The 16,590-nt window shown below is 67.7% G+C and carries 14 protein-coding genes; 13 read left to right on the top strand and 1 reads right to left on the bottom strand.

Annotated features, from left to right (window positions below; all coding sequences use genetic code 11):
- Positions 1-387: 387 nt before the first annotated feature.
- From M5E06_RS15520 to M5E06_RS15495, 6 genes are all read left to right on the top strand, one after another.
- Positions 388-1,593 (top strand): pyridoxal-phosphate-dependent aminotransferase family protein, encoded by a 1,206-nt coding sequence (locus tag M5E06_RS15520; protein WP_252138932.1) that lies wholly within the window; start codon positions 388-390, stop codon positions 1,591-1,593.
- A gap of 39 nt (positions 1,594-1,632) precedes the next feature.
- Complete coding sequence (locus M5E06_RS15515) at positions 1,633-2,619, top strand: TRAP transporter substrate-binding protein (RefSeq protein ID WP_252138931.1); 987 nt, start codon at positions 1,633-1,635, stop codon at positions 2,617-2,619.
- A gap of 96 nt (positions 2,620-2,715) precedes the next feature.
- Entirely contained in the window at positions 2,716-3,321 is a 606-nt protein-coding gene (locus M5E06_RS15510) for a TRAP transporter small permease (RefSeq protein WP_252138930.1), read from the top strand.
- Positions 3,318-4,598, top strand: a complete 1,281-nt coding sequence (locus M5E06_RS15505; protein ID WP_252138929.1) for a TRAP transporter large permease — start codon at positions 3,318-3,320, stop codon at positions 4,596-4,598. The genes M5E06_RS15510 and M5E06_RS15505 overlap by 4 nt, the downstream gene beginning before the upstream one ends.
- Positions 4,599-4,627: 29 nt before the next feature.
- Positions 4,628-5,845: a CaiB/BaiF CoA transferase family protein gene (locus M5E06_RS15500; protein WP_252138928.1), complete on the top strand. Its 1,218-nt coding sequence runs from the start codon at positions 4,628-4,630 to the stop codon at positions 5,843-5,845.
- On the top strand, positions 5,842-6,642 hold the full coding sequence (locus M5E06_RS15495; RefSeq protein ID WP_252138927.1) for an enoyl-CoA hydratase/isomerase family protein: 801 nt from the start codon (positions 5,842-5,844) through the stop codon (positions 6,640-6,642). Before M5E06_RS15500 ends, M5E06_RS15495 begins: the two co-directional genes overlap by 4 nt.
- A gap of 45 nt (positions 6,643-6,687) precedes the next feature.
- Here the strand turns inward: M5E06_RS15495 and M5E06_RS15490 are convergent, their stop codons facing one another.
- Positions 6,688-7,644 (bottom strand): LysR family transcriptional regulator, encoded by a 957-nt coding sequence (locus M5E06_RS15490; RefSeq protein ID WP_252138926.1) that lies wholly within the window; start codon positions 7,642-7,644, stop codon positions 6,688-6,690.
- 174 nt (positions 7,645-7,818) lie between these two features.
- Between M5E06_RS15490 and M5E06_RS15485 the strand changes: the two genes are divergently transcribed.
- From M5E06_RS15485 to M5E06_RS15455, 7 genes are all read left to right on the top strand, one after another.
- The gene (locus tag M5E06_RS15485) at positions 7,819-9,228 is read left to right on the top strand and encodes an MmgE/PrpD family protein (protein ID WP_252138925.1); all 1,410 of its coding nucleotides are present in this window, start codon (positions 7,819-7,821) and stop codon (positions 9,226-9,228) included.
- Positions 9,229-9,518: 290 nt separating this feature from the next.
- Complete coding sequence (locus M5E06_RS15480) at positions 9,519-11,021, top strand: ABC transporter substrate-binding protein (RefSeq protein WP_252138924.1); 1,503 nt, start codon at positions 9,519-9,521, stop codon at positions 11,019-11,021.
- Positions 11,022-11,087: 66 nt separating this feature from the next.
- Positions 11,088-12,044: an ABC transporter permease gene (locus M5E06_RS15475; protein ID WP_109154817.1), complete on the top strand. Its 957-nt coding sequence runs from the start codon at positions 11,088-11,090 to the stop codon at positions 12,042-12,044.
- Between the two features lies 1 nt (position 12,045).
- Entirely contained in the window at positions 12,046-12,906 is an 861-nt protein-coding gene (locus M5E06_RS15470) for an ABC transporter permease (RefSeq protein WP_109154818.1), read from the top strand.
- A gap of 1 nt (position 12,907) precedes the next feature.
- Positions 12,908-15,037, top strand: a complete 2,130-nt coding sequence (locus M5E06_RS15465; RefSeq protein ID WP_252138923.1) for a dipeptide ABC transporter ATP-binding protein — start codon at positions 12,908-12,910, stop codon at positions 15,035-15,037.
- 106 nt (positions 15,038-15,143) lie between these two features.
- Positions 15,144-15,563, top strand: coding sequence for a RidA family protein (locus M5E06_RS15460; RefSeq protein WP_252138922.1), 420 nt, complete (start codon positions 15,144-15,146; stop codon positions 15,561-15,563).
- Between the two features lie 53 nt (positions 15,564-15,616).
- On the top strand, positions 15,617-16,576 hold the full coding sequence (locus tag M5E06_RS15455) for an agmatinase (protein WP_252138921.1): 960 nt from the start codon (positions 15,617-15,619) through the stop codon (positions 16,574-16,576).
- Positions 16,577-16,590: the final 14 nt, after the last annotated feature.

Genomic DNA, 16,590 nt, shown 5'->3' with positions numbered 1-16,590 from the left:
GACCGTCATTTTGAATTCAAAATTCACCTTGCGGTGACTCGTCCCTGCTAGCCGATGGATCGGAGCGTGAGCTTCAATCGTTCGCCAGACGAGCAAAATCCTTATGGGAACGCAGGATTTCTGTCGAGCCCCAGTGACATCATAGGCGCTATTGCCGATACACCCTTTCGGAAATGGGTAGGTCATGGCCGCAAATGACCGTTTGCAGAGCCCGCTATTTGAATGCAAAATTTGTTTGGTTGGCGAACCAATAGTCAGCGCATGCCGTCACCGCTCTGCGCCCGGATCCCGCGCACCGACCGGGCGCACCGATACTGCCCCCTAGTCACCGACACCGGGGTAACACCGACACCACGGCACCATCGATACAAGGGAGGAGGAGCCTTCATGGCCCATCGCAGCGGACGCCATTTCCTGCAAATCCCGGGTCCGACCAACGTGCCCGACCGCATCCTGCGGGCGATGGACCGGCCGACCATCGACCATCGCGGCCCGGACTTCGCCGCCCTCGGCCGTGAAGCGCTGGACGGAATCAAGACGATCTTCAAGACCGAGCAGCCGGTGGTGATCTATCCGGCGTCCGGCACCGGGGCGTGGGAAGCGGCGATCGTCAACACGCTGTCGCCCGGCGACCGGGTGCTGATGTTCGAGACCGGCCACTTCGCCACGCTGTGGCGCAATCTCGCCGAGCGCTTCGGCATCCACTGCGATTTCGTACCGGGCGACTGGCGCCACGGCGTCGACCTGGCCGCGGTGGAAGCCCGGCTGGCCGAAGACCGCGGCCACACCATCAAGGCGGTAATGGCGGTCCACAACGAGACCTCGACCGGCGTCGCCAGCCGCATTCCGCTGATCCGCAACGCCATCGACGCCGCCGGCCACCCGGCACTGCTGCTGGTCGACACCATCTCGTCGCTGGGCTCCATCGACTACCGCCACGACGAATGGGGCGTCGACGTGACGGTCAGCGGCTCGCAGAAGGGCCTGATGCTGCCGCCGGGGCTGAGCTTCAACGCCATTTCCGACAAGGCGATGGCGGCCAGCCGCAGCAACCGGATGCCGCGGTCCTACTGGGATTGGGCCGACATGGCCGGTCCGAACCGGGCCGGTTTCTTCCCCTACACGCCGGCGACCAACCTGCTCTACGGTCTGGTCGAGGCCATCGACATGCTGCACGAGGAAGGGCTGGACGCCGTTTTCGCCCGCCACGACCGCCACGCCGAGGCGACGCGACGCGCCGTGACCGGCTGGGGGCTGGAGGTTCTGGCGCTCGACCCGGCCGAATATTCCAGCTCGCTGACCGCGGTGCTGCTGCCGGACGGCCATGACGCCGACCGGCTGCGCCGCATCATCCTCGACCGCTTCGACATGTCGCTTGGCGCCGGGCTCGGCAAGCTGGCCGGCCGGGTGTTCCGCATCGGCCATCTCGGCGACTTCAACGATCTGACGCTGGCCGGCACGTTGAGCGGGGTGGAGATGGGGCTGGAACTCGCCGGCATCCCCCACCGCAAGGGCGGCGCCCGCGCGGCGATGGATGCCCTGCAGGGTGGAGCCGCCGCGCAGGCGGAAAGGACGGCCGCCACCGTCGCCTGACGCCGCAACGAGACACCAAACAAAAAGGGAGGGACAGTCATGAGCTACACCACCAAGGCGCTGGTCGCGTCGGTCCTGTTCGCCGGTTCGCTGATGGCGGGCGCGGTGCAGGCGCAGACCGAGATCAAGCTTGGCCATGTCGGAGAACCGGGGTCGCTGTTCGACCGCTCCAGCCAGGAATTCGCCCGCATCGCCAACGAGAAGCTGGGCGGCAAGGCCAAGGTGGTGGTCTTCGGCTCCAGCCAGCTCGGCGGTGATTCGGAGATGCTGAAGAAGCTGAAGCTCGGCACCATCGACCTGTCCCTGCCCTCCACCGTCATGTCGTCGGAGGTGCCGGTCTTCGGCCTGTTCGAACTGCCCTATCTGGTCAAGGACCGCGACCACATGGTCCGCATCCGCGACGAGATCGTGACGCCGACCCTGGTGCCGGCGGCGGAAAAGGACGGCTACCACATCCTCGGCGTGTGGGAGAACGGCTTCCGCCAGATCACCAACAGCAAACGCCCGATCACCAAGCCGGAGGATCTCCAGGGCATCAAGCTGCGCGTGCCCAAGGGGGTGTGGCGGGTCAAGATGTTCAAGGCCTATGGCGCCGATCCCAGCCCCCTCGCCTTTTCCGAAATCTTCGTGGCGCTCCAGACCGGGGTGATGGACGGCCAGGAAAACCCGCTGGCCCAGATCTACCCGGCCCGCTTCTACGAGGTGCAGAAGTACCTGTCGATGAGCGACCACGTCTACACCCCGGCCTATCTGACCGCCGGCCGCAGCTGGAAGAAATTCTCGCCCGAAATCCAGAAGGCGCTGACCGAGGCGGCGCAGGAAGTCCAGCCGACCGTCTACAAGATCGCCGCCGAAATGGACGAGGATCTGCTGAAGAAGCTGAAGGAGGCCGGGATGGAGGTCAATCAGGTGGACAAGGCCGCCTTCATCAAAGCCAGCGCCGGCATCTACAAGAGCTTCGAGGACGAAGTTCCGCAGGGTGGCGAGCTGATCAAGAAGGCGCAGGCGCTGGCCAGCAAGTCCTAGGGCCGGCACGCCGCGGGGGCGGTCATCGGCGACCGCCGCCCAAGCCCGTCGCCCGCCTCCCCGTCTCAGCCACCCCCTCCGGAGGGAACCGTCGTGATGCTCGACCGTCTGCGCACCGGCTTCGAGCGGGTGCTCGAAACCATCGTCATCCTGCTTGTCTCCGCTCTGACCCTGCTCATCATCGCCGGCTTCGTCTGCCGCTATTTCGGAAGCTCGCTGACCTGGTACGACGAAGTGGCGTCGATCGGGCTGGCGTGGCTGACCTATTACGGTTCGGCGCTGGCCGCGCTGAAGGGCGCGCACATCGGCTTCCCCGGTTTGGTCAACGCGATGCCGCCGTCCTTCCGCCTGCTGGCGACGCTGTTCGCCGAGGCCTGCATCTTCCTGTTCTTCGGCGTCCTCGCCTGGACCGGCTGGGAGGTGCTGATGGTGCTGGAAGGCGACACGCTGGTCAGCCTGCCGTCGGTGCCGCTGCAGCTGACCCAGTCGGTCATCCCGGTGGGCGCCGTGCTGTTCATGATCGCGGAAGCGCTGCGCCTGCCCAGGGTGCTGGCCGACGCCCGCGGCCATGGCTTCGTCGACCATGAGCTGGAAGACGCGCTGGGTGCCGATCTGGCGCGGCCCGAGCCGCCGCGAGCCGCCACCGGTGCCACCACCCCTATCGCCCGCGCCACCGCCTATCCGGAAGGACCGCGCCCATGACCATCGGCTTCATGCTCAGCGGGCTGTTCGCCCTGGTTCTGCTCAACGTGCCGATCGCCATCTCGCTCGGCCTCGTCGCTATGGCCGCCATCGTGGCGATCCAGGGGTCGGACAATCTGGTCAACGCGGCGCTGGTGATGTTCGACGGCGCCACCAACTTCCCGCTGCTGGCGATCCCGCTGTTCATCCTGGCCGGCGCCATCATGAATGCGTCGAGCATCTCGCGCCGGCTGGTCGCCTTCGCCTCTGCCCTGTTCGGCTTCGTCCGTGGCGGGCTTGCGATGGTGGTCATCGGCTCGTCGATGTTCTTCGCCGAGATCTCCGGCTCGGCGGTGGCCGGGGTGGCGGCGCTCGGCACCATCCTGATCCCGGCGATGAGGACGCGCGGCTATTCCAAGGAGTTCTCGGCCGCCATCTGCTCGTCGGCGTCGAGCCTCGCCATCATCATCCCGCCATCGATCCCGATGATCCTCTACGCGGTGATGGCCGAGACGTCGGTGGTCAAGATGTTCGTCGCCGGCATCATCCCCGGCGTGCTCGGCGCGATCGGGCTGGCGGTCGCGGCTTATATCCAGGCTGTGCGCTACAATTTCCCGGTGGAGGAGCAATTCCGCATCTCCCGCCTGCGCGAAACCGCGCGGGAGGCCGCCTGGGCCTTCCTGCTGCCGGTCATCATCCTGGGCGGCATCTTCGGCGGCTTCGTCACCGCGACGGAGGGCGCCGGGCTGGCAGTGGCGGCGGCGCTGTTCATCAGCATCGTCATCTACCGCGAACTCGACCTGCGCGAGCTGCGCAAGGCCTGCCTGGACGGCGGCGTGCAGACCGCCGTGGTGATGCTGCTGGTCGCGGCGTCGGCGCTGATCGGCACCTTCCTGACCGAGGCGCAGCTGCCCCAGGCGCTGGCCCGCAGCATCAGCCAGATCACCACCAACAAATACGCCGTGCTGGCCCTGCTGAACGTCGCCTTCCTGATCCTGGGCATGTTCCTGCATTCGGCGGCGGCGATCATCCTGGTGGTGCCGATCGTCATGCCGCTGATCCACGCGGTCGGCATCGACCCGGTGCATTTCGGGCTGGTGGTGACGCTGAACCTCGCCATCGGGCAGCAGACCCCGCCGGTGGCCAGCGTGCTGATCGCCGCCTGCTCCATCGCCCGCACCGACATCTGGGAAACCACCAAGGTCAACCTGCCCTTCATCGGCGTGCTGCTGCTGGTGCTGGCGATCTGCACCTATGTGCCCGCCCTCTCGCTGGGGCTGGTCGACCTGTTCTACTGAAACACTCAAACGCTGAGGACGCGTAAGCGATGGCCGATACGGAACAACGGCGCACGGGCGGACCGCTCGCCGGCATCAAGGTGGTGGAACTGGCCCACATCATGGCCGGCCCGGTCTGCGGCCTGATGCTGGCCGACATGGGCGCCGACGTGGTGAAGGTGGAGAAGATCCCCGGCGGCGACGACAGCCGCCGCATGGTGCCGCCGACCATCAACGACGAATCCGCCGCCTACATGGCGATGAACCGCAACAAGCGCGGCATCGCGCTGGACCTGAAGACCGACGACGGCAAGCAGGTGCTGCGCCGCCTGATCGCCGGCGCCGACGTGGTGATCGAGAACTACCGCCGCGGCACCATGGAGAAGCTGGGCTTCGGCTACGAGGCGATGCGCGCCATCAACCCCGGCATCGTCTTCTGCGAGATCTCCGGCTTCGGACGCAGCGGACCGCTGGCCGACCGCGGCGGCTTCGACCTGATCGCCCAGGGCATGAGCGGGCTGATGAGCATCACCGGCGAAGGCCCCGGCCGGCCGCCGGTCAAGGTCGGCGCCCCGGTGACCGACATCACCGCCGGGCTGCTGGGCGCCATGGGCGTCATGGCGGCGCTGGTCGAACGCCAGCGCACCGGCGAGGGCCAGCGGGTCGACACCTCGCTGTTCGAGGCGGGGATCATCCACACCTACTGGCAGTCGGCGATCCGCTTCGCCACCGGGGTAAGCCCGGGTCCGATGGGCTCGGCGCACCCGCTGAACGGCCCCTACCAGGCCTTCCCCACCGCCGACGGCTGGATCAACGTCGGCGCCGCCAACCAGACCAACTGGCTGCGCCTGACCGAGGCGCTGGACGCGCGTTCCCTGCAGGACGATCCGCGCTTCGCCGACAACCCCGGCCGCATGCGCCATCTGGCGGAGCTGGACGAGCTGCTGTCCGCCATCCTGCGGCGGCGCACCACCGCCGAGTGGCTGGCGGTCCTGGAGGCGGCCGGCGTCCCGGCCGGACCGGTGCTGAGCATCGCCGACATGCACGAACACCCGCACACTCTGGCCCGCGACATGGTGGTGGAGGTCGAGCACAGCCGGGCCGGGCCGGTGAAGACGCTCGGCCTGCCGATCAAGTTCTCCCGCACCCCCGGCGGCGTGCGCGGCCCGGCTCCGGCGTTCGGCGAGCACAGCCGGGCGGTGCTGGCCGAGCTCGGTTACGACCAGGATGCCGTCGAGGCGATGGAACGCGCGCGGGTGGTGGCATGACCGGAACCGATGGAACGATGACGGACGAACTGCTCTACGAGGTGCGCGACGGCATCGCCCGCGTCACCTTCAACCGGCCGCATGCGCGCAACGCCCTGACTTTCGCCATGTACGATCGGCTGGCGTCGGTCTGCGCCGAGGTCGACGACACGCCGGACATCCGCGCGATGCTGCTGACCGGTGCCGGCGACAAGGCCTTCGCCGCCGGCACCGACATCGCGCAGTTCCGGAGCTTCACGACGGCGGAGGACGCCCTGGCCTACGAAGCGCGGATCGACCGCGTGCTGGGAGCCCTGGAGCGCTGCCGGGTGCCGACCATCGCCGCGGTCGCCGGAGCCTGCACCGGCGGCGGGGCCGGCATCGCCGCCGCCTGCGACCTGCGGATTGGCGCCGCCAGCGCAAAATTCGGCTTTCCCATCGCGCGCACCCTGGGCAACTGCCTGTCGATGGGCAATTACGCCCGGCTGTCGGCGCTGATCGGTCCCGCCCGCGTCACGGAGATGATCTTCACCGCGCGCCTGATCGAGGCTGACGAGGCGAAGGCCATCGGCCTCTTGTCGGAGGTCGTCGCCGACGCGGCGGCGCTGGCGGAGCGCGCGGAAACACTCGCCCGCAGCGTGGCATCCCACGCGCCGCTGACCCTGCGCGCGACCAAGGAGGCGCTGCGCCGGCTCCGGCAGGGCGGCGATCCGGGGACCGGAGAGGATCTGATCGTGATGTGCTACACGAGCGCGGATTTTCGTGAAGGAATGGACGCCTTCCTGAACAAGCGCCCGCCGCGCTGGCGGGGTGAATAGACCCTCTCAGGACGCGGGGCTTCGGGGAGTCGCGGTGCGGTTCACTCAGCGTCGGATCATTGGCTTGAGCCAGGGAGAGATGGCGAAGACGTCGGTGAAATATCCCTGCTTGATGACTGCGCATCCCGCCTTGTGGATGTTGGCGGGCAGCGAGCCCAGCTCCCCCTTCCGGGTCACCACATGGATCGAGCGGCGGAACCCGGAAGTCGGCAACGGCAGCACGCGCATATGGTTCAGGTGCTGACGGCTTTTCACCAATGCGGTTGGCGGGAGCAGGCTCCATCCCATCTCTTCCGCCACCATCGCCATCACGGTGTCGGTCGCGTCGAAGGCGAAGCTGCGCGGCACCTCCATACCCAGGCGCCGCAGATGCTGATCCACCAGCCGGCCGAGCGCGCTGTCCGTCGTGCTGCGAATCAGCGGCAGCGTCCGGGACAGCGCCCGCAGGGCGGCTTCATCGACGACCTCGGGGCAACTGCGCGGCAGCAGCAGCACGAAGGGTTCGGTGAGCAGGCACAGGCTGTCCACCTGATCCATGTCGTCGAAGCTGTCGTTGGTGAACAGCACGTCCAGCCGACGGGCGAGGAACTGTTCGCGCAGCTGCCCGCACAGGCCCGACGCGATGCTGAAGGACGGCACATTGTCGCGCAGCCGCTGAAGCAGCCGGGGAATGAAGGGCGCCGCCAGCGTGTCGATGCAGCCGATGCGCAGTTCCGGCATGAAGGGCGCGTCCGTTCCGCCGATCACCGCCGGCAATTGCCGCGCATCGGTCAGGATGCGGTTGCTCCAATGCCAAAGCCGCTGCCCGGCGGCGGTCAGTGCCATGGGCCTGATGCTGCGGTCGAGCAGTTGGGTGGCGAAGGCGGTTTCCAGCTGGCGAACGACATGCGACACGGCCGATTGCGTCAGCCCCAGCCGCCCGGCGGCGCGGGTCATGCTTCCCAGCTCGGCAACGGCGACGAACACTTCCAGGGATCCCAGATCGAAGTCGCGATGATGCATGGGGCTCCCATCTTCGGGTTTGGTGGCGGCTGCACATTGCATACTATCTTATGCCAGATGCTCTCATGAATGCCGCTCATGCCGACCATGAAATAAATTTCTTCGGCTGACGGTAATTGTGATTTTCGCGGCAGCCTGGGGGACCTGCTTGCACGTTCCGCCGGAGACCCTGCCATGACGCTGGCCCCTGACGATCTCCCTTCCCCCACCGCCGCCGCCCGGCGGATCGGCGATTGGGTGGCGGGGTTGCAACGAAGCGATGTGCCGGAACCGACCGCTGCCGTCGCGCTGGACTGCATCGTCGACACGCTGGGGGTGGCGCTCGCCGGGACCAGGGAAGCGGCCACCCGGCTGGCGGCGGACGAAGTGCGCGAAAGCTATGCCGCGGGACCATCGCGGCTGCTGACCGGTGGCCGCCTGTGCGCGGAGGGTGCCGCCTTCGCCAATGTCGCGGCCGCCCATGCACTGGATTTCGACGACAACAGTTATGCCGGCTTCGTCCACGGCTCCGCCGTCCTGGTGCCGACGGCGCTGGCGATGGTCGAGGCGGCCGGCGGTACGGGGGGCGATCTGCTCACCGCCGTCGTGGCCGGTGCGGAGGCGCAATATGCGTTGGCGGAAGCGGTCGGCAACGGGGTTTATCACGACGGCTGGTGGACCACCGCGCTGTTCGGCACCGTCGGTGCTGCCGCCGCCAGCGCAAAGGCTCTCGGTCTGGACGGCCGGACTGCGGCAGACGCCATCGCCTTTGCGCTGTGCGGGACCGGGGGTTTGCGCGCCTGCTTCGGCACAGGTGCCAAGCCGCTGCTTGCGGCGCAGGCCGCGGCGAACGGAGTGCGGGCCGCCCGGTTGGCCGCGCGGGGGCTGACCGTGCCCCATGGGGTGGTGGAGGATCCGCGCGGTTTCGCCCGGCTGATCGCGGCGGACCGCTTCGATCCGACGGCTTTGGACGCGCTTGGCCGGCGCTGGCGCCTGCTCGACCCCGGCATCGACACCAAGCTCTATCCGGTTTGCCTGTCCGCCCATGCCGCCATCGACGCGGTGCGCGACGTGATGGCGGAAGGGGAACTCAGGCCCCGTGACATCCGGGCAATCGACTGCCGGGTTCCGCCGGTGGTGGCCGCCAACCTGACCTATCACCGCCCGGTGACAGCGGGGGAAGCCCGCTTCAGCCTGCCTTTCGCGGTGGCCTGTGCAATGCTGCACGGCACGCTGGCGCTGGAGCATCTGGATGAGGCGGCACTGGCCGATCCGGTGCTGCGCCAAGCCATGGCCTGTGTCTCGATGACAGTCGATCCCGGGTGGAACGCCGATCCCGACCGCGCCCGCACCGCACCGGAGGGCGCAGAGGTGGGCATCGAAACGACTTCGGGGGAGCGCTTCGTCCGCTTCTGCGCCTCGGCACGCGGCACGGTGGCCCGCCCACTGTCGGCGGCGGAGCATGCCACCAAATTCCGAACCTGCGCCGCCCGCGCGGTCGGGCTGGACGAAGCGGAACGCCTCCACCGGAAATTGCGCCACCTTGAGGCGGAGTCCGACCTGTCCCGCCTGTTCGACCTCACCCACCATGCCGGCTGTTCATGATGTCAATGAAAATCGATCATGGTGGGCTGCCGCTCGATCAGCAACAGCCCGCTTTTTCAACAAGCGGGCCGATCGAACCATTCGCGGAAAACTCAGGAAAACCAGCGGCTTCGTCGAGAGTGCACTGCACAATATCTATGCGATATGGTCGCTTGCCTAAGTTTTAGCCCGATTGTCGCCCGGTTTATCGCCCTCCCGCCCCCCTTTCCTCCGGCTGCGGCCTTGTGAGACCGTTTTGATCAAGCAGAAACCAAGGTCCGCCGAAAGGACCGGTAAACAGAGGGGCTTTCATGATGATGCGACGTATGGTGGCGCGGGCCGTGCTCTCGGCCATCCTCCTGTCCGGGACGGCGATGTCGGTCCAGGCCGCGGGTACGCTCAAGGTCTCCGTGGATTCGAACCTGAACACGCTGGATCCCGCCAAAATGAAGGGCGGTCAGGAGTATGTCGCCGCCTATCTGATCTTCAACGGCCTGACCGTCATCGGTCACGACATGACGGTGAAGCCCGATCTGGCCGAACGCTGGGAGCACAGCGACGACCTGAAGACCTGGACCTTCCACCTGCGCAGGGGCGTGAAGTTCCACAACGGCCGGGAGCTGGAGGCAGAGGACGTCGTCGCCACCATCGCCCGCATCCAGGACAAGGCGACCGGCTCCACCGCCCGCGTCAATTTCGAGATCGTTGAATCGATGAAGGCGCTGGACCCCTTGACCGTCCAGTTCCAGTTGAAGAGCCCCTATGCCGGCTTCGCCGAGCTGTTCGGCGAGCGGCAGGCGCGCATCGTGCCGCGCGACGCCGTCGACACACTGGCCTCCAAGCCGATCGGCACCGGTCCGTTCGAGTTCGTCTCCTTCGCCCCCGGCGACCGCATCGTCCTGAAGCGCAACCCCAACTATTTCGAGCCGGGCCTGCCGAAGCTGGACGAGGTGGTGGTGCGCATCCTGCCGGAGTCGGCCGCCCAGGTGGCGGCGCTGACCACGGGCGAGCTCGACATGGTGTGGAACCTGCCGCTGGAGGCCATCGACAAGATCAAGGCCGACCCGAAGCTGAAGATCGATTCCGTCCCGACCTCGACCTGGGACGGCGTCATCATGAACAACAAGGTGAAGCCATTCGACGATCCGCGCGTGCGCAAGGCGGTGGCGATGGCACTCGACAAGCAGGCGATCACCCAAATCGCCCTGTTCGGGCACGGCACGCCGACCCATTCGCCGATCCCGCCAAGCCACCCCTACTACAACAAGGATCTGAAGATCGCCAAGGGCGACCCGGCGGGGGCGAAGAAGCTGCTGGCCGAGGCGGGCTATCCCAACGGGTTCGAGGTCACGTTGCACACGCCGGCCGGCCGCGCCACCCGCGAACGTCTCGGCCTTGCCGTGCGTGAATTGCTGAAACCGGCGGGCATCACCGTCAATGTCCAGCGCGTGCCTTTCGACGTCTTCCTGAAGGATATCGAGGGTAAAGCCGGCTTCTACATTGACGGCTTCTTCAGCCGTCCGACCATCGATACCTCCGTCTATCCCTGGTACCACTCCCGCGGATCGTGGAACACCGCGCTGTGGAACTACTCCAACCCCAAGATGGACACGCTGCTCGACAACGCCCGCCAAGCCAAGAGCGAGGACGAGGCCAAGTCGCTCTACCAGCAGGTCCAGGCGCTGGCGGTGGAGGATTCGCCGGGCGTGATCCCCTACGTCATCAACCACATCAACGGCCTCAGCACCAAGGTGCACGGCTTCCATTCGCACCCGATGATGTTCCTCGACCTGCGCGACGTGTCGGTCGACTGAGGCCGATCGGGAACCGGCCGCGTCCATGGCGGCCGGTTCCCCCTTCCTCCTTCCGGGGATGCTGCCATGCTTGCCTACACATTGACCCGTCTCGTCTATCTGGCGCTGGTCCTGGCCGTGATGTCGGTCCTGATCTTCCTGGTGACGCAGGCGATGCCCGGCGATGTCGCCTCGATGATCGCCGGCCAGTTCGCCTCGAAGGAGGTGGTGGACGCCATCGCGGTCAAGCTTGGGCTCGACCAACCGCTGATCGTCCAGTATGGGCAGTGGGCGGCCGGCATCCTGCGCGGCGACCTCGGCCGCTCGCTGGTGCTGGAACAGCCGATCGCTCCCATCCTGATGGAGGCGCTGGCCCGCTCGCTGGTGCTGGCCGTCGTGGCGCTGGCGGTGGTGGCGGTGGTCGGCATCGGGCTCGGCGTCCTGGCGGCGGTGCAGCGCGGCAAGCTGACCGACCAGCTGGTTTCCGGCATCTCCTATCTCGGCATCGCGGTCCCCGACTTCTTCTGGGCCATCGTGCTGGTGCTGATCTTCGGCAGCTACATGAAGCTGCTGCCGACCGGCGGCTATGCCCCGATCTCCGACGGGTTCCTGCCCTGGGCCTCGCATCTGGTGCTGCCGGTCGTCACGCTGGTGCTGATGCTGCTGGCCCGCATTGCCCGGCTGACACGGTCCAGCATGATCGACGTGCTGCAGACCAACTACGTGAAGTTCGCACGCGCCAAGGGCATGCCGGAATCGGTGGTGATCCTGCGCCATGCGCTGAAGAACGCGCTGCTGCCGACCATCACCGTGCTCGCCATCGACTTCGGCCTGATCCTGGGCGGCGTGGTGGTGATCGAGACGATCTTCTCCTATCCGGGGATGGGCCGGCTTTTGCTGTTCGCCATCCAGCGCCACGACCTGCCGCTGATCCAGGCGACGATCCTGGTGGTCTCCGCCGCCTACTGCCTCGCCAACCTGACCGCCGACCTGCTCTACGCCTATGTGAACCCGAAGATCCGCCACGGCATGAAGGCCGCCTGACATGACCGACGCGTCCCCCGTCCGCCTGGCCACGCGCCGCCGACTGCCTGACCTGCCCGTCTCGCTCATCCTCGGCATTCTTCTGCTTGCCCCGCTGGTGGTGGCCGCCGTCGCCGGCTCCTGGCTCGCCCCCTACCCCTATGACGAAATGAACATCATGAGCCGGCTGCAGCCACCCGGCCCGGAGTTCTGGTTCGGCACCGATGAGTTCGGCCGCGACGTGTTCAGCCGCACCCTGGTCGGCACCGGCAGCTCGCTGGTGATGGGCGTCGCCGCCACGGCGCTGAGCCTGCTGGCCGGCATCCCGCTCGGGCTGATCGCCGGCTACAAGGGCGGGCGCATCGGCGAGGCGATCATGCGGGCCATGGACGTGCTGATGTCCTTCCCGCCGATCCTGCTGGGCATCCTGGTGCTGGCCGTCACCCAGCCGGCGCAATGGAAGGCCATCGTCGCCATCGGCATCGTCTATGTGCCGCAGGTGGTCCGCCTGACCCGCGCCATCACGCTGGAGCTGATGCAGGAGGAGTTCATCACCGCCGCCCGCCTGCGCGGGGAGAGCGCCGCCTACATCCTGTTCCATGAAATCCTGCCGAACATCTGGCCGCCACTGGCGGTGGAGGCCAGCCTGCGCGTGGTCTTCGCCATCCTGCTCGGCGCCTCGCTCAGCTTCATCGGCATGGGGGCGCAGCCGCCCTCCTCCGACTGGGGCTTGATGATCAGCGAGGCCCGCCCCTTCGTGGAACAGGCGCCCTGGATCGCGCTGTGCCCCGGCTTCGCACTGGCCACCGCAGTGATCGGCATCAACCTGCTGGGCGACGGGCTGCGTGCCCTGCTCGACCCGCGCAACACGGGAGCGCACTGAGATGATGACCGCTCCGCAAGCCCGCCCGGCGGTCCCGCCGTCGGTCGTCCGGGCGATCGCTCCCGAACCGACGCCCCTGCTGGACGTCCGCGGCCTGACCATCAGCTACGGCAACGCCCGCGGCACGCTGCGCGCCGCCAGCGACGTCAGCTTCGCCATCCGTCCCGGCGAGGTGATGGGTCTGGTCGGCGAGTCCGGATCGGGCAAGAGCACCATCGCCATGGCGATCCTCGACCTGCTGGGCGGGGGCGGCCGGGTGGACTCCGGCGAGATCCTTTTCGACGGCACCGATCTGCGCCGGTTGTCCGCACCGGAACGCCGGGCGTTGCGCGGGGACAAGATCGCCGCCGTCTTCCAGGATCCCTTCACCTCGCTGAACCCGGCGCTGACCGTCGGCCGCCAGATCGCCGAACCGCTGATCCAGCACAAGGGCTTCTCTTCGCGGCAGGCGGCGGTGCGGGTGCAGGACCTGCTGGCCGAGGTCGGCATCCGCGATCCCCGCCGGGTCGCCGCCGCCTATCCGCACGAGCTGTCGGGCGGTATGCAGCAACGGGCGCTGATCGCCACGGCGCTCGGCTGCGAGCCGAAGCTGCTGATCCTCGACGAGCCGACCACGGCGCTGGACGTGACGGTGGAGGCCCGCATCATCGATCTGCTGGCGAAGCTGTGCGACAGCCATCGGTTGAGTGCGCTGTTCGTTTCCCACAATCTCGGCATCGTCAACCGCATCTGCCAAACCGTCACCGTCCTCTATGGCGGGCTGGTGGTGGAGACGGGGCCGACCGGCCGCGTGCTGTCCCGCCCGGCCCATCCCTACAGCAAAGGGCTGGTCGCCGCCCTGCCGCGCATCACCGCCGGACGGCGCCACCGCCTGCCCTCGATCCCCGGCACTGTCGCCAAGCTGTCCGGGCCGCCCGCCGCCTGCGTCTTCGCCCCGCGCTGTCCCTTCGCCGAAGAGACCTGCCGCACCCGGCCGCAGGCGATGCTGACGGATAACTCCGGCGACGGCGTGCGCTGCTGGAAGGCCGATGCCCTGGCCGGCACGCCCTGGCCGGACGAGGATGCTGCGGCCCGCGCGTCCGCCCCGCCAGCACCGGCGCAGCGTTCCGCCCCACTGGTGGAGGTCGATCATCTGCGTAAGGTCTACGGCGCCAGCCGCTCCTTCCTGCCCTGGCTGCGCCGGGCCGGCACCGTGGCGGTGGAGGATGTCTCCTTCACCATCGGCCGCGGCGAGGTGGTGGGCGTCGTCGGCGAAAGCGGCAGCGGCAAGAGCACCATCGGCCGCGCCCTGCTGGCGCTGACCGAACCCAGCGCCGGCACCGTGCTGTTCGACGGTGTCGACCTGACCCGGCAGGTGAAGCAGGGCGACCAGGATCTGCGCCGGCGGGCCCAACTGGTCTTCCAGAATTCCGCCGCCTCGTTGAATCCTCGCAAGACCGTCGGTGCGGCGATGGACCGGCCGCTGGTGCTGGCCGGCCGGGCGGACGCGGAGGAACGGCGCAAGACAATCGCCGGCCTGCTGACCCGCGTCGGGCTGCCGGCCGCTTATGCCGACCGTTATCCGCACGAACTGAGCGGCGGCGAGCGCCAGCGCGTCAACATCGCCCGCGCGCTGGCCACCGACCCCGACTTCGTCGTCTGCGACGAGGCGGTGTCGGCGCTCGACGTCTCGGTCCAGGCCAACATCCTGAACCTGCTGGCCGAATTGCGCGACGAGATGGGGCTGTCCTATCTCTTCATCACCCACGACATCGCCGTGGTGTCGCACATCGCCGACCGCGTGCTGGTCGTCTATGGCGGCACCATCTGCGAGGAGGGCCCGATCAGCCGCGTGCTCCGCCCACCCTACCACCCCTACACCGAGGCGCTGCTGTCTGCCGTGCCGCGGCTGGCGGAGGACGGGGTGGAGGCGCCGCGCATCCTGCTGGAGGACGCCACCGCCGCCCCCGGCGGGCAGGGCTGCGCCTTCGCCGCTCGCTGTCCGCGCAAGCTGGGGGCGGTCTGCGACGAGCAGGCCCCGCCGGTCCACCAGACGGCCGACGGCCACCGCATCGCCTGCCACATCCCGCTGGCGACGCTGGCCGAACGCGCTGCGGTCTTCCCGGAACTGGCTGGCGACGCCCCGCACTGACCGGGCCTTTTCCGAACACCTTTCCTGCCGGCGCACCAGAACGGGACCGCCGGACGCCACCCCATTGCCTTCCGATCCAATCCCAAACCTAGCCAGGACTTCCGCCATGACCGTCCACACCCGCATCCGCCAGTTCAACACGAAGAAGACCTATCCGGAGCAGTCGATCGACAACGACCTGTGCCAGACCGTCGTCGCGCGCGGCACCATGGTCTTCGTCCGCGGCCAGATCGGCCAGAACCTCGACACCAGCGAAAGCGTCGCCGTCGGCGATGCCGCCGGCCAGACCGAACAGGCGATGGCCAACATCAAGATGCTGCTGGAAGAGGCGGGCTCGCAGTTGGAGCACATCTGCAAGATTACCGTCTACATCACCGATCCGCGCTACCGCGAGCCGGTCTACCGCACCATCGGCAAGTGGCTGAAGGGCGTCCATCCGGTGTCGACCGGTCTCGTGATCAGCGCGCTCGCCCGCCCGGAATGGGTGGTGGAGGTCGATGCGATCGCGGTGATCCCCGACGCCTGACGCGCCGGTCCCGCCGCCAACCGTCCCGCCAACCGACAAGAAGAACCGCCGCCATGAGCACCAGCCTGACCAACCAGCCGCGCCGCGAACTGCAGAGCTTCCTCGACTTTCCGATCTGCACCGATCTCGACCAGCTCGACGGCCATATCGGCATTCTCGGCATCCCCTACGGCGATCCCTACTCGATCGACGAGGTGACCAACGACCAGACCAACGCCCCGACCTGGGTGCGCCGCTACACCGAGCGGGCGCTGCGCAAGCTGGAGCGCTGGGACTTCGACATCGGCGGTCCGCTGCTGGGCGGCAAGGACATCAAGGTGGTGGATTGCGGCGACGTGAAGGCCGATCCCCGCAATCTCGACCTGCATTACCAGAATGCCGAGGCGGTGGTGCGGCGAATGCTGGCCAAGGGCATGTTGCCCATCGTCATCGGCGGCGACCACGGCATCCCGATCCCGGTGCTGCGCGCCTATGACGACCAGGGGCCGATCACCCTGGTTCACATCGACGCCCATCTGGACTGGCGCGACGATGTGAACGGCGCCCGCAACGGCTATTCCAGCCCGATCCGCCGTGCCGCCGAGATGGATCATATCGGCCAGATTTTCCAGATCGGCCTGCGCTCCGCCGGCAGCGCCCGGCCGGAAGAGGTCGAAGCGGCGCTGTCCTACGGAGCGGTGCTGGTTCCCGACGTCGAATTGCAGGACATCGGCATGAAGGCGGTGCTCGACCGCATTCCTGACGGCGGCCGGTATTACCTGACCATCGACGCCGACGGCATGGATCCGACCATCATGCCGGCGGTCAATGGTCCGGCGCCGGGCGGCGTCACCTATCCGCAGATCCGCACCCTGATCCACGGGCTGGTGGCCAAGGGCCGCGTCGTCGGCATGGACATCGTGGAGATCACACCGAAGAAGGATCTCAACGGCATCACCGCCATCACCGCCGGCCGCATCATCTGCAACCTGATCGGCAAGACCATCCAGGCCGGTTACTTCGACGCCAAGTGATGGGGACGGGGAGC

The sequence above is a fragment of the Azospirillum sp. A1-3 genome (genome assembly GCF_023806445.1).
Taxonomy (GTDB): Bacteria; Pseudomonadota; Alphaproteobacteria; order Azospirillales; family Azospirillaceae; genus Azospirillum.
The sequence above is the reverse complement of the archived record's forward strand: the minus strand, read 5'-3'. Positions and strand labels throughout refer to the sequence as shown.